This window comes from Streptomyces humicola (assembly GCF_024436035.1).
Lineage (GTDB): Bacteria > Actinomycetota > Actinomycetes > Streptomycetales > Streptomycetaceae > Streptantibioticus_B > Streptantibioticus_B humicola.
Genome location: NZ_JANFNG010000011.1, coordinates 184,012 through 205,003, shown reverse-complemented (window position 1 = coordinate 205,003; position 20,992 = coordinate 184,012). Strand labels below are relative to the sequence as shown.

Genomic DNA, 20,992 nt, shown 5'->3' with positions numbered 1-20,992 from the left:
CCAACACCACCACATGGAGTACCGAGCGGCCCGCTGCGTTACTCCGATCGGGTGCCGACGACAGCGCCGGGCCGATGGTCTACGGGTGCCGGGCGTGCTCGGAGAGCCAGTGGCTTCCGCGAGTGCCACCACGACGAGCAGTGCCGGGGTACGGCATCTGCGTGCACACTTTCGCGTGCGCTCTGGGGACCCCGCAGGAAACCGCCGTGTCCCACACGCCACAGAGCAAGATCATCGCACACTCGAGATCCACTTCCAGCCCCGGCGCTGCGTGCCTACCGTGGGTCCGCCGTCGATCGGGCCCGGAACCACCGCCGTTCGGCCTCTCCTCGGCCGGTCAGCCGACCGCGTTGCGGTACTTGCGCACCGACAGCCAGGAGAACAGCGCCAGGATCAGCAGTGACCAGAGCGTGGATGCCGCGACCGGATGCTGCATCGGCCAGGCGTGCGCGCTGTCCGCCCCGGGGTTGCCGAACAGTTTCCGGCAGGCCTGGACAGTGGCGCTGAACGGGTTCCAGTACGCGAACGCCTGCAGCCAGCCTGGCATGGTGTTCACCGGGACGAAGGCGTTGGAGAGAAAAGTGAGTGGGAAGAGCCAGATCAGGCCCGCCGAGGTGGCTGCCTCTGGGCTGCGCAGCGACAGGCCGATCAGCGCCCCGATCCAGGAGAAGGCGTAGCCCAGTAGAAGCAGCAGCAGGAAGGCGCCCAGCGCCTTGAGTATCCCGTGGTGCACCCGCCAGCCCACCAGGAGCGCCACCATTGCCAGCACCAGCAGGACGAAGGCGCTCTGCACCACGTCGGCCAGGGTCCGCCCGGCGAGCACCGCCGAACGCGCCATGGGCAGCGAGCGGAAGCGGTCCACCAGGCCCTTGGTCATGTCGTCTGCGATGCCGGCCGAGGCCCCTTCCACCGCGAAGGCAACTGTCTGGGCGAAGATCCCGGCCATCAGGAACTCCCGGTAGCCGCCGCCCGGTATCCTGATCGCGCCCCCCATCACGTATGAGAAGAGCAGCACGAACATCACCGGCTGCATCAGTCCGAAGACCACGATCTCGGGTATGCGGGTCATGCGGCGCAGGTTCCGCCGGGCGATTACCCAGGAATCGCGCGCCATCTGGACGACTCCGCCGCGCGGTTGCGGGGTTGCGTGACCCGCCACTCCGGTGGTGACAGTTGCCATGGTCACGCGTCCTTCCCAGGGTCGGTCTCTTCGGCCGCGTGGCCGGTGAGGGAGAGGAAGACGTCGTCGAGGGTGGGCCTTCGCAGGGCGATGTCGTCGATGAGGATGTCTCGCCTGTCCAGCTCGCGGATGACGTCGGCGAGCACCCGGGCGCCGCCGCTCACCGGGACGGTGATCCGCCGGGTGTGCTGCTCCACGCTGGCCTGGCCTTGGCCGTACGGGGTGAGCGCCGCCACGGCCGTGCCGATCAGCTGGCGGTCGTGGACCACCACTTCGACCCGCTCGCCGCCGATCCTGGTTTTGAGATCGTCGGCGGTGCCGCGTGCGATCACGCGGCCATGGTCGACCACGGCGATGTCGTGCGCCAACCGGTCGGCCTCCTCGAGGTACTGGGTCGTGAGCAGCAGCGTGGTGCCCTCCGCCGCCAGCGTCTCGATGAGCTCCCACAGGGCCAGCCGATTGCGCGGGTCCAGGCCGGTGGTGGGCTCGTCGAGGAACATGACCGGGGGCCGCGCCACCAGTGCCGCCGCCAGGTCGAGCCGGCGGCGCATACCGCCGGAGTAGGTCTTGGCCTGGCGGTCTGCTGCTTCGGCAAGGTCGAACCACTCCAGCAACTCCCGGGCGCGTGTCTTGGCGTCCCTGGCCCGCATCTGGTACAGCTCGCCGACCATCTGGAGGTTCTCCCGGCCGGTGAGGTACTCGTCGACCGCCGCGTACTGGCCGCACAGGCCTATCAGGCTGCGGACCCGGTTGGGGTGCCTGAGTACGTCCAATCCGGCGACCTGGGCACTGCCCGCGTCGGGCCGCAGCAGCGTGGTGAGTACCCGCACCGCGGTGCTCTTGCCGGCGCCGTTGGGGCCGAGCAGGCCCAGCACCGCGCCCTCCGGCGCGTCCAGATCGACCCCGTCCAGAGCCCGTATGTCGCCGAAGGTCTTCACCAGACCCTCGGCGCGGATGGCAGCCCCCATGTGCGTCTTCCTTCTCCCGGCCGGCTACAGATCAAGCGCAGCGGCCCACCATTGACAACGCACCTCTCATTCTGCGTTCCCGTTGGGGAACGGCTCGCCGGCTCACGCCCCCACGGGTTCACCCGGCCGTCGCCGCGGTCTCGGCCGGCAGGCCGCTGCGGTCCACCCCCCACCAGGATGGTGCGCATATGCGATGCACCGCCCGGTCGGCATCAGTGGGCCTTCCGGTCCGCGGTCCACCACGAATCGCATGAGGGGCTCGGCCGCCACGGCCTGGCGATCTCGGCCGGCCGGTTGGAGACGCCCTTCCTGCCGAGCGTCCCGGGGCGGCAACCCCCTTGTTCGAGTCGCCCGGAATGCGAACCGGTCAGGTTTGGTGAAAAGCTTGAGAGAGGGCCCGGCCCGACCCTGCGGACTGCGCCGGGTCGGCAGGCGGAAACGACGACCGTCTGCAGCGCCCGAGGGCCCCCTGGCTGGCCTTCGACGGCCGCCCACCCGTCGGCCGGGCACCACCCAACCGGCCCGCATCTCACACCAGGGCCAGCACCGGTCGCGGTTCTCCGCCGAATCGAGGTGGCACCAGTGGATCTCAGGATGTCGGTTGAAGATCGGGAAGATTTCCTTGCCGGCCTGCATGTGGGAATCCTGGGGGTGGATGATCCGCGCAGCGGCGGTGGTCCGTTGCTGGTTCCGCTGTGGTATTCCTACCGGCCCGGTGGACTGGTGACGATCCAGACGGGGCGGAAGACGCTGAAGGCCCGGCTCATCCGCGACGCGGGGCGGTTCAGCCTGTGCGCACAGGACGAGTCGGCCCCTTACCGCTACGTCAGTGTGGAGGGGCCGGTGGTGGCCGTGGAGGATCCACTGCCCCCGGCCGAGCACGAGGCGCTGGCCCACCGGTACCTGGACACGGATACCGCGGCGGCGTACCTGGCCGCCAACCGCCAGCAGCTGACCGACAACATCCTCATCCGCATGCGGCCCCAGAGGTGGCGGACAGCCGACTTCTCCGCCTTCGCTGCGGAATTCGACCCGTAGTCCTCTGGGCCCAGGCGGTGCACGCGCAGGAGAGACAGGTTTTTCCGATGGTCACCGAGATGACCTATCCGGTCGCAGTGGCTTGGAACGCCGGGCCGGTATGGTATCCGCGCGATCGCTGTCTGCACGAACTGTTCGACGCCCAGGCGGAGCTCCGCCCGCGGGCCACTGCCTCGGTACAGGACGGCCGCAGCATCAGCTACGGCGAGCTCAAGGTCCGCTCCGACGCGTTGGCCGCCCGGATACGCGAGTCCGGGGTGCGGCACGGTGACGAGGTCGGCGTGTGCGGGAGCCGGTCCCTGGAAGCACTGGTCGCCTTCCTGGGCGTCCTCAAGACCGGTGCCGCGTACGTCCCGCTCGACGACTCCTCACCGCCCGGGCGACTGCAGGCGATGGCCGAGGACGCAGGGGTCCACACCGTGGTGACGCTGCCGGGCAGCGTCTGCCGCATCCGGCGCGTGCGTACCCGCATCGACCTGGGCGGCCTGGCGGCCACGGCCCCGGCCGGAGTCCCGCAGGCCGGGGCAGACCCCACGGACTGCGCCTACGTGATCTTCACATCGGGCTCGACCGGTCGCCCCAAACCTGTGGCGATCCCGCACCGCGGCGTGGTCCGGTTGGCCGCCTCCGACCTGGTCTGGCAGCGTCCACGGCCCGGCGAACGGGTACTGCACGCCTACGGTCTCTCCTCGGACGCTTCCACGATCGAGATCTGGTCCCCGCTGCTCGCCGGCGCCTGCGTCGTGATCGCCGATCAGGAGGAGCTGCTGTCACCGGCCGCTCTGGAATCGCGGCTGCTCTCCGAGCGGGTCAGCGTCGCCTATCTGACCACTGGGGTGTTCCACCACATCGCGCGCACCAGGCCGTGGGCATTGCGGTCTCTGCGGTTCGCCTCGGCCGGTGGTGAGGCGATGGACCCTCAGCTGGCGCGCGCGATACTGGCGGCCTGCCCGGACACCACGGTGGTCAACTTCTACGGTCCGACCGAGAACAGCGTGGTCTCCACCGCATACCTGGTGCACGATCTTCCTCCCGAGGTGACGGCCGTGCCGATCGGCCGTCCCCTGGAGAACTCCACCTGCTACGTGGTACGCGCGGACGGCACGCTTGCGGACGTCGGCGAGGAGGGTGAACTCCTGGTTGGCGGAGACGGGCTCGCCCTGGGGTACCTCGGTGACCCCGAGCTGACCGCCGAGCGCTTCGTCGGCAACTGCTTCGATTCCGGGACGCGGCTCTACCGCACCGGTGACCTGGTGGTCCGGCGTGCGGACGGCCTCCTGGAGTACCGGGCCCGGGCGGACCGGCAGATCAAACTGCGCGGGCTTCGCATCGAGCCGGACGAGATAGAGGCGCGACTGCGGGCGGACGACGCGGTGGGCGAGGCCGTCGTCGAACAGGAGGGCGGCACCCTGATCGGATATGTGACACCGGCCCGCCCCAGTCAGGGGCTGCCCGTGGACCGCATCCGCAGCAGCCTCGCGCAGTGGCTGCCCTCAGCCGCGGTGCCCGCGCGGCTGGTGGAGGTCGCGCAGTTCCCGGTGACCGCAGCGGGCAAGGTGGACCGCCACCGGCTGCGCAGGCTGGCGGCCGCCGAAGCTGTCACCACCCCGGTGCGGGAGGAGCGCTCCGGTCTGGGGCCGTCGGACTCCCTGGCGCAGGTGTGGCAAGTGGTGCTGGGTACGTGCCCGGCACCCGGTGACAGTTTCTTCGACATCGGCGGCGACTCCTTGCTGGCAGCCGAGGTCGTCACCCGCACGCTGGCCGCCTTCGAGCTCGACGCACGGCACGGCCGCGCGTTGATCCACAGTCTGCTGCGCTCCCCGACCCTGGAGGACTTCAGCGCTGCCGTCGCCGCCCTCGCCGTCGTCAAGGACGGGCAGGGCGAGGGGCTCGCCGCCACAGGCGCCGTGGACTTCCGCGCCGAGGCGCGGCTGGGCTTCACCCTGCCACCGCGACGTGGGCCGGAGCCGGACTGGCAGCGCCCCAGGGAGGTGCTGCTGACCGGTGCGTCCGGCTTCGCCGGCGCCTTCCTGCTGGACCGGCTGCTGCGCCGCGCCGGCACCCGGGTGCACTGCCCGGTGCGAAGCCGCGGCCGTGCACACGCCCGGCAGAAGGTGATGCGGAACCTTGCCCGCTTCGGCCTCGCCACCGCGGAGGCCGCCGACCGCATCGTATGCTTCCCCGCCGACCTCGCCGAGCCCGAACTCGGCATGGAACCGGGCTGCGCCGACGAGCTCGCCGACACCCTCGACCTGGTGGTCCACGCGGCCGCGCAGGTCAACTTCCTCTACCCCTACGAGGCGCTGCGCCGCGCCAACGTGGAGGGCACCAGGCAGCTCATACGGCTGGCTGCAGGGCGCGGTGTGCCCATGCACTTCCTGTCCACCGTCGCGGTACTGGCCGGCTTCGGCACCGCCGGCGTACGGCACGTCGATGAGGATCTGCCGCTCGATCACGCCGACCGGCTCACCATGGGCTATGCCGAGAGCAAGTGGGTTGCCGAAGAGGTGCTGCGCGGCGCCGCGGACCAGGGGCTGCCGGTGGCGGTCTACCGGCCGTACGAGATCACCGGTGACCGGTGCACCGGCGCATGCAACACCGACACCGCGATCTGCTCGCTGTTCAAGACGATCAGCGAGACAGGGCTGGCCCCCGACATCCCGCTGCCGCTGGACTTCGTCCCGGTGGACTACCTCGCCGACGCTGTGCTGCACATCGCCACGACGCATCGCACGACCCACCGGACCTACCACATGACCAACCCCCGCCCGGGGAACCTGCGCGACATGCTCGACCGGATGGACGCAGCCGGCCACAGGATCCGCCGCCTCCCCTACGAGGAATGGGTGGGCGAACTCGTCCGCCATGTCGCACAGAACCCCACGAGCCCCACAGCCCCGTTCGTCTCGCTGTGCGTGGACCGCTGCAAGCAAGCGGACATGTCCGTCAAGGAGATGTACTTCGAGGGCACCTTCCCGACCGTGGGCCGAGCCAACGTCGAGCGCGACCTGGCCACCGCGGGCCTGTACTGCCCGCCTGTCGACGCGGAACTGCTTGACCGCTACCTCGAGTACTTCTACGCCACCGGCTACATCGAGCGCCCTTAGCCGCGCGACCCGGAAAGGGGTGCGAGCATGACCCCACAGCCACCCAGTGCACGGGGCTGCGGCCCTGAAGCGGATGTCCTGGACTTCCCGCTCCCGCCGCCGGGAACCATGGGGCCGCCCGAGGAGTGCGCGCGGCTGCGCGCGAGATGCCCCATGGCCAGGGTCAGGATGCCGATGGACGCGACCGCCTGGTACGCCACCCGGTACGCCGACGTCCGGGAACTGATCGCGGACTCCCGCCTGATCAGGCCGGCCATCAACGACTGGCCGTCCCGCCCCGGCCCGGCCGCCGACAACGGGCCGCGCCTGGTCACCATGGCGGAACTGGAAGGTCCCCGGCACCTGGCGCTGCGCAGGGCCGTGGCTTCGGCGTTCAGCTCCCGAGCCGTCCGGGACCAGCTGCCGCGCATCCGCGAACTGGCAGAGCACCTGCTGGAGGCGTTCGAGGAAGCCGGCCGTCCCGGTGATCTGGTGGCCGGGTTCACCGAGCCCTTCCCACTGCTCGTGCTGTGCGAGCTGGTGGGTATACCGTTCGAGGACCGGGACTGGTTCCTTCCGGTCCTGGACGCGGCCCTCGACTCCATGGTGGCTTCGCAGGAAGGACGCAGGGTCACCGACCTGCTGCGCGAGTACGTGGCCGGGCTGATCGCACAGAAACGGAGCCGGCCCGGCGACGACGTCCTGTCCCTGCTGGTCCGCCAGTGCGAGGACGGGGCACTCGCCGATGACGATGTGATGGCCTTCGGGCTGTCCATGCTCACGGTCGGCTTCGGCATCAGCAGCTTCTTCCTGGCCGACTCGGTGCACACCCTGCTGGCGCAGCCGGACCAGTGGGACCGCCTGCGCGACCACCGCGACCTCATGCCCGGCGCGATGGAGGAACTCCTGCGCTACATGCCGGTGATGAACGGCACCGTGCTGTTGTTGGCCACTGAGGACATCGAGGTGCGCGAGCAGACCGTCCGCAAGGGCGAGGTCGTCATCCCCGCGCTGGCCTCCGCGAACCGCGACGGGAGTGTGTTCGCCGACGCCGCCCGGCTCGACCTGTGCCGCGCGGACAATCCCCACCTCACCTTCGGCCGAGGAACCCACAACTGCATCGGCTCCCACCTGGCACGCGCCGAACTGACCGTGGGACTGGAGGCGTTGTTCGACCGCTTCGCCCGGCTGCGCCTGGCCGACGGGCAGGAGCCCCTCTGGGACGACCAATCCGTCACCAAGTCACCGCTGACCCTTCCGGTCACCTGGTGAACGGCCTGCCGGCCCCGCGCACCCGAACGGGCCCAGACGGCCAAGCCCAGACGACCCAGGTTGCGTACGACCGTTGCACACGACCAGCGGAGGTCCACCCGTGAACACAACGCCGGAACCCGTCGTCGACGTGCCCGTCATCGACATGCCTCTCCCGCCGCCGGGCACCATGGGGCCGCCGGAGGAGTACGGCCGGCTGCGCCGGGAGTGCCCGCTGGCCAAGGTCCGACTGCCGATCGGCGCCACCGCCTGGTACGCCACGCGGTACGCCGACGTCAAGGAACTGGTCGCAGACTCCCGGCTGATCAGGCCGAGCATCACCGACTGGCCGCCCCGCCCCGGCCGGGCCCCCGGTGATGAGCCGGGCCTGATCACGATGATGGAACTCGAAGGCCCCCGGCACGCCGCCCTGCGTAGGGCCCTGAGCGAGCCGTTCAGCGTCCGGTCCATCCGGAGCCGGCTGCCTCGCATCCGGCAGTCGGCCGACCGGCTGCTCGATCCACTCGTCAGCGGCGACCAGCCCGGCGACCTGGTCGTCCGGTTCCTCGAGCCCTTCCCCGTCATGGTGATGTGCGATCTGGTGGGCATCCCCTACGAGGACAGCGAGTACTTCCTGCCCAAGGCGGACGCTGCGCTCGGGGCCCTGCTCACGCTGGAGGAGGGCCGCGAGGCCACCTCCCAACTGCGCGAATACATCACCTCGTTGCTTGACCACAAGCGGCGCGAGCCTGGTGACGACATGCTTAGCAAACTGGTCCGCGAGTGGGAGCGCGGCACTGTGGACGGCGAGAGCGCGGTGAGCTTCGGGCTGTCCATGCTGGTCGCCGGCTACCGGACGAGCACCATGTTCCTTGCCGACTCTGTACACACCCTGCTGGCGCAGCCGGACCAGTGGGACCGCCTGCGCGACAACGCCGACCTCATGCCCGGCGCGGTGGAGGAACTCCTGCGCTACATGCCGGTGATGAACGGTGTCGTGGTCCTCCGGGCAGTCGAGGACATCGAGTTGCACGGCCGGACGATCCGCGTCGGCGACGCCGTGCTGCCCGTACTCGCCGCGGCCAACCGCGACGAGAGTGTGTTCGCCGACGGCGACCGGCTCGATCTGTGTCGCGTGGACAACCCCCACCTCGCCTTCGGCCGTGGAGCGCATAACTGCATCGGGTCCCACCTGGCTCGGGCCGAGATGACGGTGTGCCTGGAAGCACTCTTCGACCGGCTCCCGGACCTGCGCCTGGCCGAAGGCCACCACCCCATCTGGGAGGACGAGTCCCCGAGCAAGTCACCTCTCACCCTCCCCGTCAGCTGGTGACCTGCTCTTTGCCGAAGTCGCGAAGCGCACCGCGGCCGACTTGCGTTGTTCAGTCCGTCGTACCGCCCCTCAGCGCGGTCACAGCTGGGTAACTCGTAGCCGGACACGCTGAATTGATAGGGGACATGTCACATCATGCTCCCGTGAGAAAAGTCAGAGGCCTGTTATCGGCCGTCGCCGCCATCGGCGCAGTGTTCGCAGGTATCACGCCTGCCTCCGCTTCCTTACCGGCACCCGGGGACACGGGCCAGGGGAAGCTCGTCTGGAGCTCCTGCCATGACACCGCCACCCCCGCGCTGCAGTGCGCCATGCTCGAAGTGCCGCTGGACTACGCGCACCCGGACGGCACCAAGATCAAGATCAAGGTGGACCGGCTCCCGGCCACCGCGCCCAAGGACAAGCAGCAGGGTCCGATCCTGCTGAACCCCGGCGGTCCAGGCGACTCCGGGCTGTGGATGCCCGCCTACATCTCCGCAAAAATCCCCCAGGACGTCGCCTCGACCTACGACTGGATCGGCTTCGACCCGCGCGGCACCAACGCCAGCGAGCCGCATGTCACCTGCGACGCGCACTTCTTCGACGGCGAGCGGCCGGACTATCAAGTCAGCCAGGGCACCTCGGCGGCATGGCTGGAGAAGTCGGCCAAGTACGCCGCCGACTGCGCCGCGAACTGGAGCTGGATCCTGCCGCACATGACCACCGTCGACAACGCGCGCGACATGGACAGCATCCGGCGGGCGCTCGGCGTCCAAAAGATCAGCTTCTACGGTGGCTCGTGGGGCACCTCGCTGGGCTCGACGTACGGCCAGCTCTTCCCCTCGCATGTGCGCCGGATGGTGCTGGACAGCATCGTCGGCCCGACCATCACCTGGTACGACCACAACATCCTGCAGGACAAGGAGCACCAGCGCCGATTCGACGCCTTCGCGGCGTGGACCGCCAAGGCCGACTCCGTCTACCACCTGGGCACCGACGCGGCCACCGTGGAGCAGAAGTACTACCAGGTCGAGGCCGCGCTGCGGACCAACCCGGTGGATGCCGCCCCGGCCCCCGGCAAGATCGGTCCCGCCGAGTTCGAGGACACCTTCTACGGCGGCGGCTACAACTTCCTGCGCTGGCCGCAGATGGCGACCGTGCTGTCGGCCTACCTCACCAAGAACGACACCCGCCCGCTGACCACCGCCTACAACCTCTACGCGGCCCCGGGCGCCGACGACGGCACGTTCCCGGCGTACAACGCGGTCCAGTGCACCGAGAACAACTGGCCGCGAGACTGGGAGTTCTGGAAGAAGGACCAGGCCAAGGTCAACGCCGTCGCGCCCTTCTACACCTATAACAACATGTGGTACAACGCCGCCTGCATGTTCTGGCCTTACCAGGGCAACCTGGCCGGCCGACTGAAGATCACCGGCAAGGGTCTGCCGCCCGTCCTGCTCTTCCAGGCCACCGAGGACGCCGCCACCCCCTATCCGGGCGGTGTCGCGATGCACAAGGCGCTGCCCGGCTCCAAGCTGGTCGTCCAGAACGGCGGCAGCTTCCACGAGATCCTGTTCCACGGCGATGCCTGCCTGGACGACGCCTTCACCGCCTTCCTGCGGGACGGCAGCCTCCCCACCGGCAAGGGATTCATCGCCAAGACCTGCGCCCCCGAGCCCGACCCCACCCCGGTCTACGTGACCGCGTCCCCCGCCACCACGAAGGCCGAGCCCGTCCTCCCGCCCACTGACCCCCAAGCCGTCCACGGCATCCGGTAAGCGGCCGCAGTGGCTTAACCGAACCAGGTGGACGTCTCCCTGGTGTACCAGGTGGCACGGTGCCTGCTCGCGCTCCCGGCGGTGCTACTGCGTCAGGGGCGCGGGCGCAAACCGGGGTGAGCGGGGGTGCCGTGGGACCTCAGCCTTCGCTGGTGGGTCGGTTCACGAAAATTCGGCCAGCCAATCCTCCACGGCGTCTGGGGAACGAGGCAGCGCGGCCGAGAGCATGTCGGCGCCCGACGGGGTGATCACCAGGTCGTCCTCGATCCTGAGGCCGATGCCGCGCAGTTCCTCCGGCACGGTCAGGTCGTCGGGCTGGAAGTAGATGCCGGGTTCGACGGTGAGCACATGACCGACCTCGAGCCGCGCGTCCAGGTATGTGCTCGCTCGGGCCTGGCCGCAGTCGTGCACGTCCATGCCGAGCATGTGGCCGCTGGCGCAGAGAGTGTAGCGGCGATACCGGCCATCCTCCGCGGCCATCGCCTCGTCCACGCTCGTCTTCACGATGCCCATGTCGACCAGCCCGCTGACGATGACCCGCATCGCCGCAAGGTGGAAGTCGCGGAACCTGGCCCCGGGCCGCAGCGCCGCGATGCCCGCGCTCTGCGCTGTGAACTCGAGCTCGTACAAATCGCGCTGCAATGGGGTGAAGGTTCCATCGATCGGCAGGGTCCTGGTGATGTCGGCGGTGTAGAGCGAGTCCGCCTCGGCGCCCGCGTCGAGCAGCAGCATCTCGCCCGGCGTCACCGGCCCCTCGTTGCGCCACCAATGCAGTGTGCAGGCATTCTTGCCGGCCGCCGCGATGGTCTCGTAGCCCAGGCCGTTGCCCTCAAGGCGGGCGCGGTGTCCGAACGCACCCTCGATCCAGCGCTCTCCGCGCGGGTGCTTCGAGGCGTCTGTCAAGGCTCTGGCCACGTCCTCGAAGCCGCGCACGGTGATGTCCACGGCCTCGCGCAGCTGGTCGAGCTCCCAAGGGTCCTTGCACAGCCGCAGCTCGGAGAGCACCGCCGCCAGCTCGGGGTCCGGCTCTCCGGGCAGCAGCCCGTCCACTGCTGCGTCCACGCCGCGCAGCACCCGCGTGGGAACTCTGCCACGCAGGGTGTCGGACAGGAGGTCGAGGTTCTCGACCGGGATACGCAGGCTCTCCTCGGCCTCCTGCAGGCTACGGCGTCGCCCGATCCAGAACTCGCCGTAGACCCGGTCACGGTACGCCTCGCCGTCGCGTGGCGATCGCGGGCGCAGGTACAGCGTGGCCTTCCCGTCCGGATCCAGGACCAGCACCCCATCAGGAGTCTGATCGCCGGTCAGGTAGGTGTACGCCGTGTGCGGGCGGAAGCGGTAGGGCATGTCGTTGGAACGGGTCTTCACCCGCCCAGCCGGGATGACGATCCGCGTGCCGGGAAAACGCTCGGCCAACCGGGCGCGCCGGCCGGGAGTCCAGTCCGCCACCGGGAGGCGCACCGGATCGGGTAGCGGGCTCGGGGCCCAGTGCCGGCCCATGAATTCTGTGAGCGCGGGCGAGACGGGCAGGTCGTGGCTGCCCGTGGCGTAGGCCTCGGCGGGCTCACGGAGGGTGGCGTCAGTGCCTTGAGTGGTGCCTTGGGTGTGGTTCACAGCAGGCCCTTTCTCACTCGGTATTCCTCTTCGCGGCAGGTCACGCCGTGCCGTGAGCGGGGACGGTGGTCGCCGCGGCGGGTGTCCGTAAGGCCGGGCCGGCGAGCTGCGCGGGCTCGGGCCGCTCGCGGGCGCAGCGGTGCTGAGCCTTCGGGTGCCGGGAGGTAGGGCGCTGCGGATTGAGAGTGATGAGCAAGCTCCCGAGCGGCCCTGTGCGACCTTCCGGTAAGGATGCACGGGGCTCCTGGCCGCTCTTGCCATGCGCAGGGCCTTCGCGGTCAGGAACCCCGGGGCGGTCCGGGCTGTGCGGTGTTCCTCAGGGAACCACCCAGTACTGCGTGGTCACAGTGACTCCGCTGAACGTGGTGTGGGCGTACAGGCTGATGTACCGGTAGCCCGCTGTCGTATTGGTGACGGTGAGGCTCTGGGCGGTGCTGGATTTGGTTGACTTAGCCGTGTACGTGGTGTTCGTGGCCCAGGCGGTGGGGTCGTAGTACAGGTAGGCGGTCCCGGTGCCTCCGGTCGTGGTGACGTTCAGCCTGGTCGTCCCGGCCGGGAGGTAGATCCACAGATAGTCCAGGCTCCCCGCCGTCTCGGACTGGTTCGCACGGGAGCAGTTATCGTCCATCTGCTGCGGGTTCGCGTCCGCACACGGGCCGACGCCGCCGCTGACGGTCACCGACTGGGAGATGCTGGACGTGTGCCCGTTGCTGCCGGTCACGGTCAGCGTGACGCTGTAGGTTCCGACCGCCGTATAGGTGTGTGAGGGGTTCTGCGTCGTGGACGTCGCTCCGTCGCCGAAGTTCCAGGACCAGCCGGTGATGCTGCCGCTGCCGGACTCGGTGGACTGGTCGGTGAAACTGGCCTTCAGACCGGCGACCGCCGCGCTGAAGGCAGCCGTCGGCGTTCCCGAGGTGCCGCTCGCGATGGTGTCGAGCCAGTCGTTGAAGTCGGCGTCGTAGCGAGTGCCGATGGTGTCGGTGTAGTAGTCGTATCCGGCGGTGTAATTACCGGCCCGGAAGTCGTTGAGGATCGTCTGCACGTCGGCGGGGTGCTTTTCGAGCATGTAGCGCACCGCCAGGTAACCCCATGGGAAGACACGGTCGTTGTTGCTGTTGGCATATGTGGTCTGCCACAGGGTGCTCAGCGCGTAGGTGTGCTCACCGGCGTCGGTCACCGCGTCGGTGTCGGTGATGCCCCGGTAGCTGTAGGAGATGTATCCGGAGATACCCTCGACCCACCAGATGTCCGGCACCGATTCGACATCCTCCCAGGTGCCCATCGTGTCGTAGCGCGCGTCGAGGAAGTGCGTGTACTCGTAGTTGAGGTTCCAGATGTTGTCCGTGTATCCGTCGGTGCCGGGATCCTGATACAGGATGGAGTAGTCCTGGTTTCCCGGCGTGGACGGATTGCCGTACAGGGTGATCCCGCCGTTGTCGGTGGCGACGCCGTAGATCACCGGGGCGTAGATCTCGTAGTCGAGAGAGCTCGAGAACACGACGATGTTGTCAGTGTCGTTGTACTGGTTGGGGATCGGGCCGGTGTCGTTGACCACGTGTTGGAAGGACGCGTCCTGGCCGGCGAGTTCGGCACAGGCCGCGTCCAGTTCTGCGGAGCTGAGCGACTGCGCCAGGATGTTGATCTCCGAGCTGCACGAGTGCGTGATCGGCAGCGCTGCCGCGGTGGCCTGGGCCGCCAGGTTGCAGACGCCGTAGTACGAGCAGTCGCTCGCGTCGAAGGCGTTGGCCTGCTGCGCGACGGAGACCCACAGCGCGGCGGTACGGCCGGATATCGATGAGGCCTGCAACAGGCCCAGCATCAGCGGCCGCACCTTGGCCTGGAGCGCGGTGAACTGCACGTACTCGGCGAGGTCGGTGCCGGCATCGGCGTCCATGAACGTGTTGTCGCCGCCGAGCATGCTCGTGTGGTCGAGTGCGAAGGCGTCGAGCGTGTCGATGATCCTCGGATCTGCGGTCAGCGCGGTGACGAAGGCGGGGTTGTACTGTCCGCGCCACAGCGGGGTGTAGACGTCGTAGATGACGGCGTCCATGCTGGGATAGGCGTCCCATGAACTCGTGTACGCGGTGAGTATCTGCTTGTAGGCACTCAGGTAGTCGCCCTGCAGGTTGGCGCTGTCGGTCAGGATCACGGCGTCGCCCAGGACGTCGCCGTTGTCCGAAGAGACGTCGGCGATCTGCGGGCCGGCGAAGAAGGTGTCGAGGGCGTTCTCGACGTCCATCGACAGGGCCGCGTCATAGGAGCCGACGTCCGTCGAGTCGTTGTACTGGACGTAGTAGCCGGCACGCAGATACAGGATGAGCTGCCAGATTCCGGCCGAGTCGTTACCGGTGTAGCTCGACGCCAGGCTCTGGTAGGCCTGGGCGACAGGGATCATCTGGGACTCCTGGAACACCTCCCTCGCGTCGCTGCCGGTGATCGCGAACAGCGTGTTGATGCAGTCGGTGGTCGAGTTCTCGACGTAGGAAGCCAGCGCCGAGCCGGTCAGGCCACCGAAGGCGGCCGGGGTGCAGGACTGCGTTGCGGCGGGCCTCGCGGCCCTGTGGTCGTTGGCGGTCCTCGGCCTGTTCGTTGCTCTCGTCGTGTGCTGCGACACCGTCGGACGTCGCGGCGGGAGTTGGGCGGCGGTGAGCCGGCCGTACTGGACGGAGGCCGCGTCGGTACCGCCGACGACGGCGCCCATGGGCGAGGGCTCGGCCGGGCGGTGCGAACCGGTCACGCGCTGGACGTCGGTCGTCGAACCGGTCGCGGCGAGGGCCGGAGCGGTCGACAGACCGATGAGCATGGCGAGAGTCGCTGTGCCTGCGGCCAATAATCTGGGCAGGATGGATCGATGGCGCATCACTGCTCCTTCTGGGCGATCTCCGCTTCGCGAACCGTAGGGAGAGATGTGACGCACCGTCTCACCGCACGGCACCCCGGACAACGCGGCCAGGAACAGCGATTGCACTGTCCCCGTCACAACATCCGTGGCAATGCCTTTACGGACGCGTTCCGCGGTAGGTCCGCGCTGCCCATGCCCGGAAGTGGGGCGCCCGCGCTATCAGGTCTCGGTACGAGGCGGAGGCCGACCCGAAGAGCGTCACCAGGACCCCTTCAGCGACGCTCACCTTGCGCCAGGCCAGCAGGTAGCGGCACCAAAGGGGCGTGCCGATCAACGGTCTGACGATGACGCCGGGGATCGGCCGGGTCGTCGCCTGCACCAGCGAGACGCCGAGGCCCTCGGCGATCATGTTCTGGAGCTGGAGCCGGTCGCCGAGGAACTCGTGCACCACCGCCGGGATAAAACCGGCAGCCGCGCAGGCCGCGTAGAAGACGCCCGGCCACCCGGCGCCGTCGTCGGGGGTGAGGAACCAGGAGTCCTCGGCCAGATCAGCGAGCGCGACCTCCATGCGGTACTTGAGCCGGTGGCCTGCGGGCAGGGCCACGAACGAGGGCTCGGTGACGATCCCACGATGCGCGACGGCGTCGGAGTGCCGCAGTTCCAGACCCGGGTAGTCCACGCCGATCGCGGCATCGAGCCCGCCCCTCTCCAAGAGCTCGACGATCTGGGAGGACTCGTAGACGCTGCTCACCGTCAGTACCAGATCAGGTAACTCGGTACGCACGCGCCCTACCATGCCGGACAGAATCGGGGAGTTGGTGGCGGCCAGACGCAGCGCTGGTCGCGGCCCCCCGTCCTCGACCGGTCGCCGCCCGATAGCCTCGGCGCGGACCAGCACGTCACGGGCACGGGCGATGACCTCCACGCCGTAGCGGGTCGGCCGCACGCCCACGGTGCTGCGCTCGAACAACGGCTCGCCGAAGTAGAGCTCGATCCGGCGTAACTGCGTGCTCATCGCCTGCTGCGAGCACCCCACCTCGGCCGCGGCCCGGCCCATGCTTCCCGCATCCGCAATCGCGCACAGAGCCCGTAGATGTCGAAGCTCCAGCTCCATCCGTACTCCCCGGCGTCCTCGCAGTGCTCGAACAGTCGAACTGCATGGTAATCAGAGAAGCGACAAACAGGGTGAAGTTGTTCTGGCCTGTTGGTCTCGGCGTCGGGTGAAAGCTGACGGCTGGACGGCCGCGGGCTTGTGTCCTACGCGGATCGTCTTGTGCCTGTCCCGAACGTCCGGCACCCGCCGGGCTCCTTGGCCGGACTGCTGCTCCGACCCGTCCTCACCTTGCGCCAGGGCCCGCGGCTGATGCGCGCAGAGCAGATCAAGCCAACCTCGCCAGAGCCTGTTGCCCAGATCACTGGTTCCCGCTGTGCCGCCGGTCGGCGCCAGGGAGATGTCAATAGCGCGGCGTAGCGGCGCCGTCAACGGTCTGTGTGCGGACATCGAACTCGCCGGTCTGGGGGCGAGTTGGACCGTTGCACGGGACAATTCTGGTAGTCGCAGACTCGCTTGGCGAGCGGGCTTCCGGCTGCGCCGGGAGGTCGTGCACTACTACGTGGACATCGCCGCCGGAGAGCCTTGCGAGGACAGCGGTCGAGGCCGGGTCGCGTAGGGAGCGCACCGCGCGGACGAGCGCCCGGTTGTCAAAGAGCCGTAAGGATCGACCGGTGATCGGTAAGAAGAGCGCTAACTTCCGCTTCGCGCACCATTCGGAACGCCCGCTGGCGGGCAGGCTGGCTGGAAAACCCCAACGGGAAGTCACCCCATGCCGTCTCCGCTCCGGCACGCGTCTTCTGCGAAGTCTGCTGTTCAGAGGGCCGCACTTGTCCACGATCTTGTGCTGCCCCTCAGCTATGTGGCTGCCGCTTTCCTCGTCTGTCTGTTGGTGGTCACGCGCAACCGCGAGCATCTGTGGTTCTCCTTGACGGCCTTCGCCGTTCTGGCCGCGGTTGCCGCCGGGCAGACCCGGCTGCGTTTCGCGCCGGCCGTCGCGGGAGTCTGCTGGCTGTTCTTTGACGGCTTCATCGTCCATCATGCCGGGGACCTCGCCTGGGGGCAAACGGACCGGCTGAGCCTGGCGATTCTGCTGAGCGTGGCCATGGCGAGCGGCGGATCGGCGGCCCTCGTCCGTGCACTGCGGCGACCCCGTCGCGGAGCGGCCCCAGACTGTTTCCCCGTCAGGGAAACGTCAGCGACACATGAGAATTCTTGAATCGGTAGGTCCGCCCCGCTTTGATGGAGTGCGTGAACAGCCGTCTGCGCCATGAAGACCGGCCACCGAGTACGGTGCTGCCGGTCCCGTGCCCTGTTCCCGCCCGGTGAACTGACCCCGGGGCCAGCAAAGCCGCATTCACAATGCCGACCGCACCCTTCCGGCCTCCTCCACATTTCCGGAAGCGGATCTCTCTCTTTCTCCTGCACGGCGAGTTTCTCCCATTGCTCCGCGCATCGCAGACGTTCGTCCGTGCCGTCCCCTTGGAAAAGACCATGACCCACTCACCCTTGCCACCTCGCACCGCACTGGTCACCGGAGCCACCTCCGGTATCGGATTCGAGACCGCCAGGCTGCTCGCCGAGCAAGGCTGCACCGTGATCGTGCACGCGCCCGACGCCGCTTCCGGACAGGACGCGATCAGCCGACTGACCGCGTCCGGGGCTGACGCGGACCGCCTGGAGCTGGTTGTCGCCGACTTCACGCGGCTGGCGGAAGTCAACGCGCTTGCCTCTACGGTGGCCGACGCCCACCGCGTGCTCGACCTACTGGTGAACAACGCCGCTGTCCCGGCGCCCGAACGCCACACCATCACCGAAGACGGCCTGGAGATCTCCTTCCAGGTCAATTTCCTCGCGGCGTATCTCCTCACCCGTCTCCTCGCCGGCCCTTTGACGGCACGTCCGGGCAGCCGAGTGATCAACGTGTCTTCCTCGATGCACCGCACCGCGTCCATCGCCTGGAACGACGTAAACCGTTCGCGTCGCTATTCACGCGTTGCGGCCTATGCCCAGTCGCAGCTCGCTCTGACCATCTTCACCCGCGCCGCCGTCCCGTCGGGCTCCGGCTGTACGGCCGTCAGCGTCCATCCAGGCATCTGCGAAACGGCCCTGCTGCCGCTCTACGCCCACGAGGGCGATCCGGCCGCAGAAGGTGCCGCCCGGGTGGTGCGTCTGTGCGACCCGGCCACGGAATTGGTGCCGGGCGCGTACTACGACCGCACCGCATTGGCTCCTGCCGCGCCGATCGCCGGTGAGGACCGAACGGTGCGCCGTTTGTGCAAACTTGCCGACCAACTGGTCGCCAAGGCCGCTTGAGGCAGCGAAAGGCAGAGGACGTGTCCAAGCGCGCTCGAAAGAAGAAGGCAAGGCGCAAGAAGAAGGCCAACCACGGCCGCAAGGCGAATCAGCGCTGAGGCCTTGGCGGTGCGGATCGGCAGTCCTCGATCTGCACCGCCCTTGCTCGTTCCTACCGTCCGGTGAAACCGATCAGGGCCAGCGCGACCGCCACGACAATCGTCCCGGCGATGATGAACCCGTAGTCCAGCTTCCGTCGTTCCCGGCGGTGGACCACGACGGTGCGCGGGTCGGCCGGATCGTAGGTGATCAGCAGCGTGTCGCCGTCGCGCAACGGCCGCCGCCGGGTGCCTGGTATGGGGCTGACTATCTCAAGTATGCGGTCGTCCTCCATGGTGAACTGGAGCAGGGGGCGCGGCGGCCATGGCTCGTCGTCGCGCATGCCGGGTTGGCGTTTGACCAGGGCCCAGGCCTTGATACCCGACCGCTCGATCCTGCGGGTCTCGCGCAGGTTCGTGATGCCGGCGAGTATCGCCACGGCACCGCTGCCTGCGGCGAGGGCCGCCACGACGGCCGTCTCCCCTGTGCTCACCGCGATGCCTTGCCTGCGGGTTCGAAGCGATAGCCTATGCCGGGCTCGGTGATCAGATGGCGCGGATTGGCCGGGTCGGGTTCGAGTTTGTGGCGCAGTGCCGAGATGTGGATGCGCAGGTAGTTGCTTTGCTGCTCGTGGCCGGGTCCCCAGATGTCGCGCAGCAGTTGGTGTCCGGTCACCAGGCGGCCGGGGTTGCGCAGCAGTGCGGCGAGCAGCCGCCACTCGGTGGGGGTGAGATGAAGTGGCTCGCCGCGGCCGGATGTGGGTACGGCGGTGGATGCGGCGAGGTCGATGGTGTAGTCGCCGACCTGGACGGTGCTGAGGTCTTCGTGCTGGTCGCAGCGGCGCAGCAGGGCGCGCAGGCGGGCCAGCAGCTCGTCCATGGAGAACGGCTTCCGTACGTAGTCGTCCGCTCCGGCATCCAGGGCCTGGACGGATTCGGTGGGATCGATGTGCTCTGACAGGGCAACGATCGGCATCGTGGCCCACGCCCGCAGTCCGGTGATGACGTCGGTGCCGTCGATGTCGGGCAGATGGAGATCGAGGATGACCAGGTCCGGTGGCCTGCGGGTGGCCAGACGCAGGGCGGTGGTTCCGTCGGATGCGGTGGCGACTGCGTAGTTGTGTGCCGTGAGGTTGATGTCGAGGGCGCGGAGCAGTTGGGGCTCGTTGTCGACGATGAGGACGCGGCGCATCATGGCGTGCGTGCCTTTCCCAGCCGGACCGGGGCTGCGGGCAGGGAGAGGACCATGGAGAGCCCGCCGCCTGGGGTGTCTTCGGGGGTGAGCGTGCCGTCCATCGCTTGGGCGAGTCCCCGGGAGAGGGCGAGGCCGAGACCGGGTCCGGTGGTGTTGTCGTTGTCTCCCATCCGTTGGAACGGCTCGAAGTTCCGGTCATGGTCGTCCGGTTGGAGCCCGGGGCCGTGGTCGATGACGCGGATTTCGACGCGGTCGGCGAGCGAGCTGCCGCTGACCAGCACCATCTCCTCGAATTCGCTGTCCCGGTAGCGGCGCCGGATCCTGGGGACGGTCTTCAGGCTGTCGAGCATCTCCAGGGTGTAGGGGCGCTTGTGGCATTCGACGAAGCCCACCACGACGCCGGTGCCGCGGCGGGCGCGGCGGCGGCCCTCGTCGAGCATCCGGTACGTCTTGCCGGCTCCCGGTGCCGCACCGAGATAGACCTTGAGCTTGCCGGGTTTGGTGACCGGCGTGTCGGCTGCGACAGTGGTCCGCGCCACCGGGAGCCCTCCTCACCTGGGCATCACGCCGCGCGGTCGGACGAGGAAGGACTCGCATGACCGGGCGGCGTGACGCGTGCTGTGCGTTACCTTGTTCATAGTCACTTCGATGCGGCGAGATCGTGGTTGAGCTCGACGACGTTGACGCGATCCTGACCCAGGAAGCCCAGGTTGCGTCCCTGGATGTGGTCGGCGACCAGTTTGCGTACCGCCGGCCGGTTCAGGCCCCAGGCTTTCGCCACGCGGTTGACCTGCTCGTACGCGTAGGCCGGTGAGATGTCCGGGTCGAGGCCGGAGCCGGAGGCGGTCACCGCGTCGACCGGCACGCTGCTGGGCGGGACGCCGTCGAACGCGGCTACCGCGGCGCGGCGGGCCTTGATGACCGCGACCAGATCGGGGTTGTTGGGGCCCAGGTTGGAGGCCCCGGAGCTCGTCGGGTCGTAGCCGGTGGTCCCGGCGGCGGACGGGCGGGGCTGGAACCACTTGCGGTCGGGCTGCGGCGAGGTTTGCCCCTTGTTCAGGGGCAGGTTGAAGTTCTGCCCGATGAGAGAGGAGGCGACGGGCCGTCCGCGGTCCTTGATCAGTGACCCGTTGGCCTGGTGAGGGAATGCGGCCTGGGCAATACCCACAACCACCAGCGGATATGCGATGCCGGTGATCACGGTGAACACCAGCAGCATCCGCAGGGCCGCCAGGTGATGTCGGATCACGCGGTTGAGTGAGCTGGGCATGGGTTCGCCTTCCTGTC

The 20,992-nt window shown here is 68.6% G+C and carries 17 protein-coding genes; 8 read left to right on the top strand and 9 right to left on the bottom strand.

Going from position 1 to position 20,992, the window contains the following annotated elements:
- Positions 1 to 337 precede the first annotated feature (337 nt).
- Positions 338 to 1,180: an ABC transporter permease gene (locus NGB36_RS16740; protein ID WP_255921089.1), complete on the bottom strand. Its 843-nt coding sequence runs from the start codon at positions 1,178 to 1,180 to the stop codon at positions 338 to 340.
- Positions 1,181 to 1,182: 2 nt separating this feature from the next.
- On the bottom strand, positions 1,183 to 2,148 hold the full coding sequence (locus tag NGB36_RS16735) for an ATP-binding cassette domain-containing protein (protein WP_255921088.1): 966 nt from the start codon (positions 2,146 to 2,148) through the stop codon (positions 1,183 to 1,185).
- 594 nt (positions 2,149 to 2,742) lie between these two features.
- Here NGB36_RS16735 and NGB36_RS16730 point away from each other — a divergent pair.
- From NGB36_RS16730 to NGB36_RS16710, 5 genes are all read left to right on the top strand, one after another.
- Positions 2,743 to 3,186: a pyridoxamine 5'-phosphate oxidase family protein gene (locus tag NGB36_RS16730; protein ID WP_255921087.1), complete on the top strand. Its 444-nt coding sequence runs from the start codon at positions 2,743 to 2,745 to the stop codon at positions 3,184 to 3,186.
- A gap of 47 nt (positions 3,187 to 3,233) precedes the next feature.
- Positions 3,234 to 6,293 (top strand): amino acid adenylation domain-containing SDR family oxidoreductase, encoded by a 3,060-nt coding sequence (locus NGB36_RS16725; RefSeq protein ID WP_255921086.1) that lies wholly within the window; start codon positions 3,234 to 3,236, stop codon positions 6,291 to 6,293.
- Positions 6,294 to 6,467: 174 nt separating this feature from the next.
- Entirely contained in the window at positions 6,468 to 7,544 is a 1,077-nt protein-coding gene (locus tag NGB36_RS16720) for a cytochrome P450 (protein WP_255921085.1), read from the top strand.
- Positions 7,545 to 7,644: 100 nt separating this feature from the next.
- Positions 7,645 to 8,856 (top strand): cytochrome P450, encoded by a 1,212-nt coding sequence (locus NGB36_RS16715; RefSeq protein WP_255921084.1) that lies wholly within the window; start codon positions 7,645 to 7,647, stop codon positions 8,854 to 8,856.
- Positions 8,857 to 8,999: 143 nt separating this feature from the next.
- Positions 9,000 to 10,610 (top strand): alpha/beta hydrolase, encoded by a 1,611-nt coding sequence (locus NGB36_RS16710; RefSeq protein WP_255921083.1) that lies wholly within the window; start codon positions 9,000 to 9,002, stop codon positions 10,608 to 10,610.
- 162 nt (positions 10,611 to 10,772) lie between these two features.
- Here the strand turns inward: NGB36_RS16710 and NGB36_RS16705 are convergent, their stop codons facing one another.
- The 3 genes from NGB36_RS16705 to NGB36_RS16695 form a co-directional block, all read right to left on the bottom strand.
- Positions 10,773 to 12,224: an aminopeptidase P family protein gene (locus NGB36_RS16705; RefSeq protein WP_255921082.1), complete on the bottom strand. Its 1,452-nt coding sequence runs from the start codon at positions 12,222 to 12,224 to the stop codon at positions 10,773 to 10,775.
- 316 nt (positions 12,225 to 12,540) lie between these two features.
- Positions 12,541 to 15,084 carry a collagenase gene (locus NGB36_RS16700; protein ID WP_255921081.1) on the bottom strand — a complete coding sequence of 848 codons (2,544 nt, stop codon included), beginning with the start codon at positions 15,082 to 15,084 and terminating at the stop codon, positions 12,541 to 12,543.
- A gap of 139 nt (positions 15,085 to 15,223) precedes the next feature.
- Entirely contained in the window at positions 15,224 to 16,180 is a 957-nt protein-coding gene (locus NGB36_RS16695; protein ID WP_255921080.1) for a LysR family transcriptional regulator, read from the bottom strand.
- Positions 16,181 to 16,979: 799 nt separating this feature from the next.
- Here NGB36_RS16695 and NGB36_RS16690 point away from each other — a divergent pair.
- The 3 genes from NGB36_RS16690 to NGB36_RS34130 all read left to right on the top strand — a co-directional run bounded on the left by NGB36_RS16690 (position 16,980) and on the right by NGB36_RS34130 (position 18,531).
- Positions 16,980 to 17,336 (top strand): DUF4118 domain-containing protein, encoded by a 357-nt coding sequence (locus NGB36_RS16690; RefSeq protein ID WP_255921079.1) that lies wholly within the window; start codon positions 16,980 to 16,982, stop codon positions 17,334 to 17,336.
- A 275-nt stretch (positions 17,337 to 17,611) separates the two neighbouring features.
- Complete coding sequence (locus NGB36_RS16685; protein ID WP_255921078.1) at positions 17,612 to 18,433, top strand: SDR family NAD(P)-dependent oxidoreductase; 822 nt, start codon at positions 17,612 to 17,614, stop codon at positions 18,431 to 18,433.
- Positions 18,394 to 18,531 carry a hypothetical protein gene (locus NGB36_RS34130; protein ID WP_505016741.1) on the top strand — a complete coding sequence of 46 codons (138 nt, stop codon included), beginning with the start codon at positions 18,394 to 18,396 and terminating at the stop codon, positions 18,529 to 18,531. Before NGB36_RS16685 ends, NGB36_RS34130 begins: the two co-directional genes overlap by 40 nt.
- Before the next feature lie 53 nt (positions 18,532 to 18,584).
- On the opposite strand, the gene NGB36_RS16680 is transcribed toward NGB36_RS34130, so the two are convergent.
- The 4 genes from NGB36_RS16680 to kdpC all read right to left on the bottom strand — a co-directional run bounded on the left by NGB36_RS16680 (position 18,585) and on the right by kdpC (position 20,975).
- Positions 18,585 to 19,004, bottom strand: coding sequence for a DUF3592 domain-containing protein (locus NGB36_RS16680; protein ID WP_255921077.1), 420 nt, complete (start codon positions 19,002 to 19,004; stop codon positions 18,585 to 18,587).
- Positions 19,001 to 19,702 carry a response regulator gene (locus tag NGB36_RS16675; protein WP_255921103.1) on the bottom strand — a complete coding sequence of 234 codons (702 nt, stop codon included), beginning with the start codon at positions 19,700 to 19,702 and terminating at the stop codon, positions 19,001 to 19,003. Before NGB36_RS16675 ends, NGB36_RS16680 begins: the two co-directional genes overlap by 4 nt.
- Positions 19,702 to 20,244, bottom strand: coding sequence for an ATP-binding protein (locus NGB36_RS16670; protein ID WP_255921076.1), 543 nt, complete (start codon positions 20,242 to 20,244; stop codon positions 19,702 to 19,704). The genes NGB36_RS16675 and NGB36_RS16670 overlap by 1 nt, the downstream gene beginning before the upstream one ends.
- 101 nt (positions 20,245 to 20,345) lie before the next feature.
- Positions 20,346 to 20,975 (bottom strand): potassium-transporting ATPase subunit KdpC, encoded by a 630-nt coding sequence (gene kdpC / locus NGB36_RS16665; RefSeq protein ID WP_255921075.1) that lies wholly within the window; start codon positions 20,973 to 20,975, stop codon positions 20,346 to 20,348.
- Positions 20,976 to 20,992: the final 17 nt, after the last annotated feature.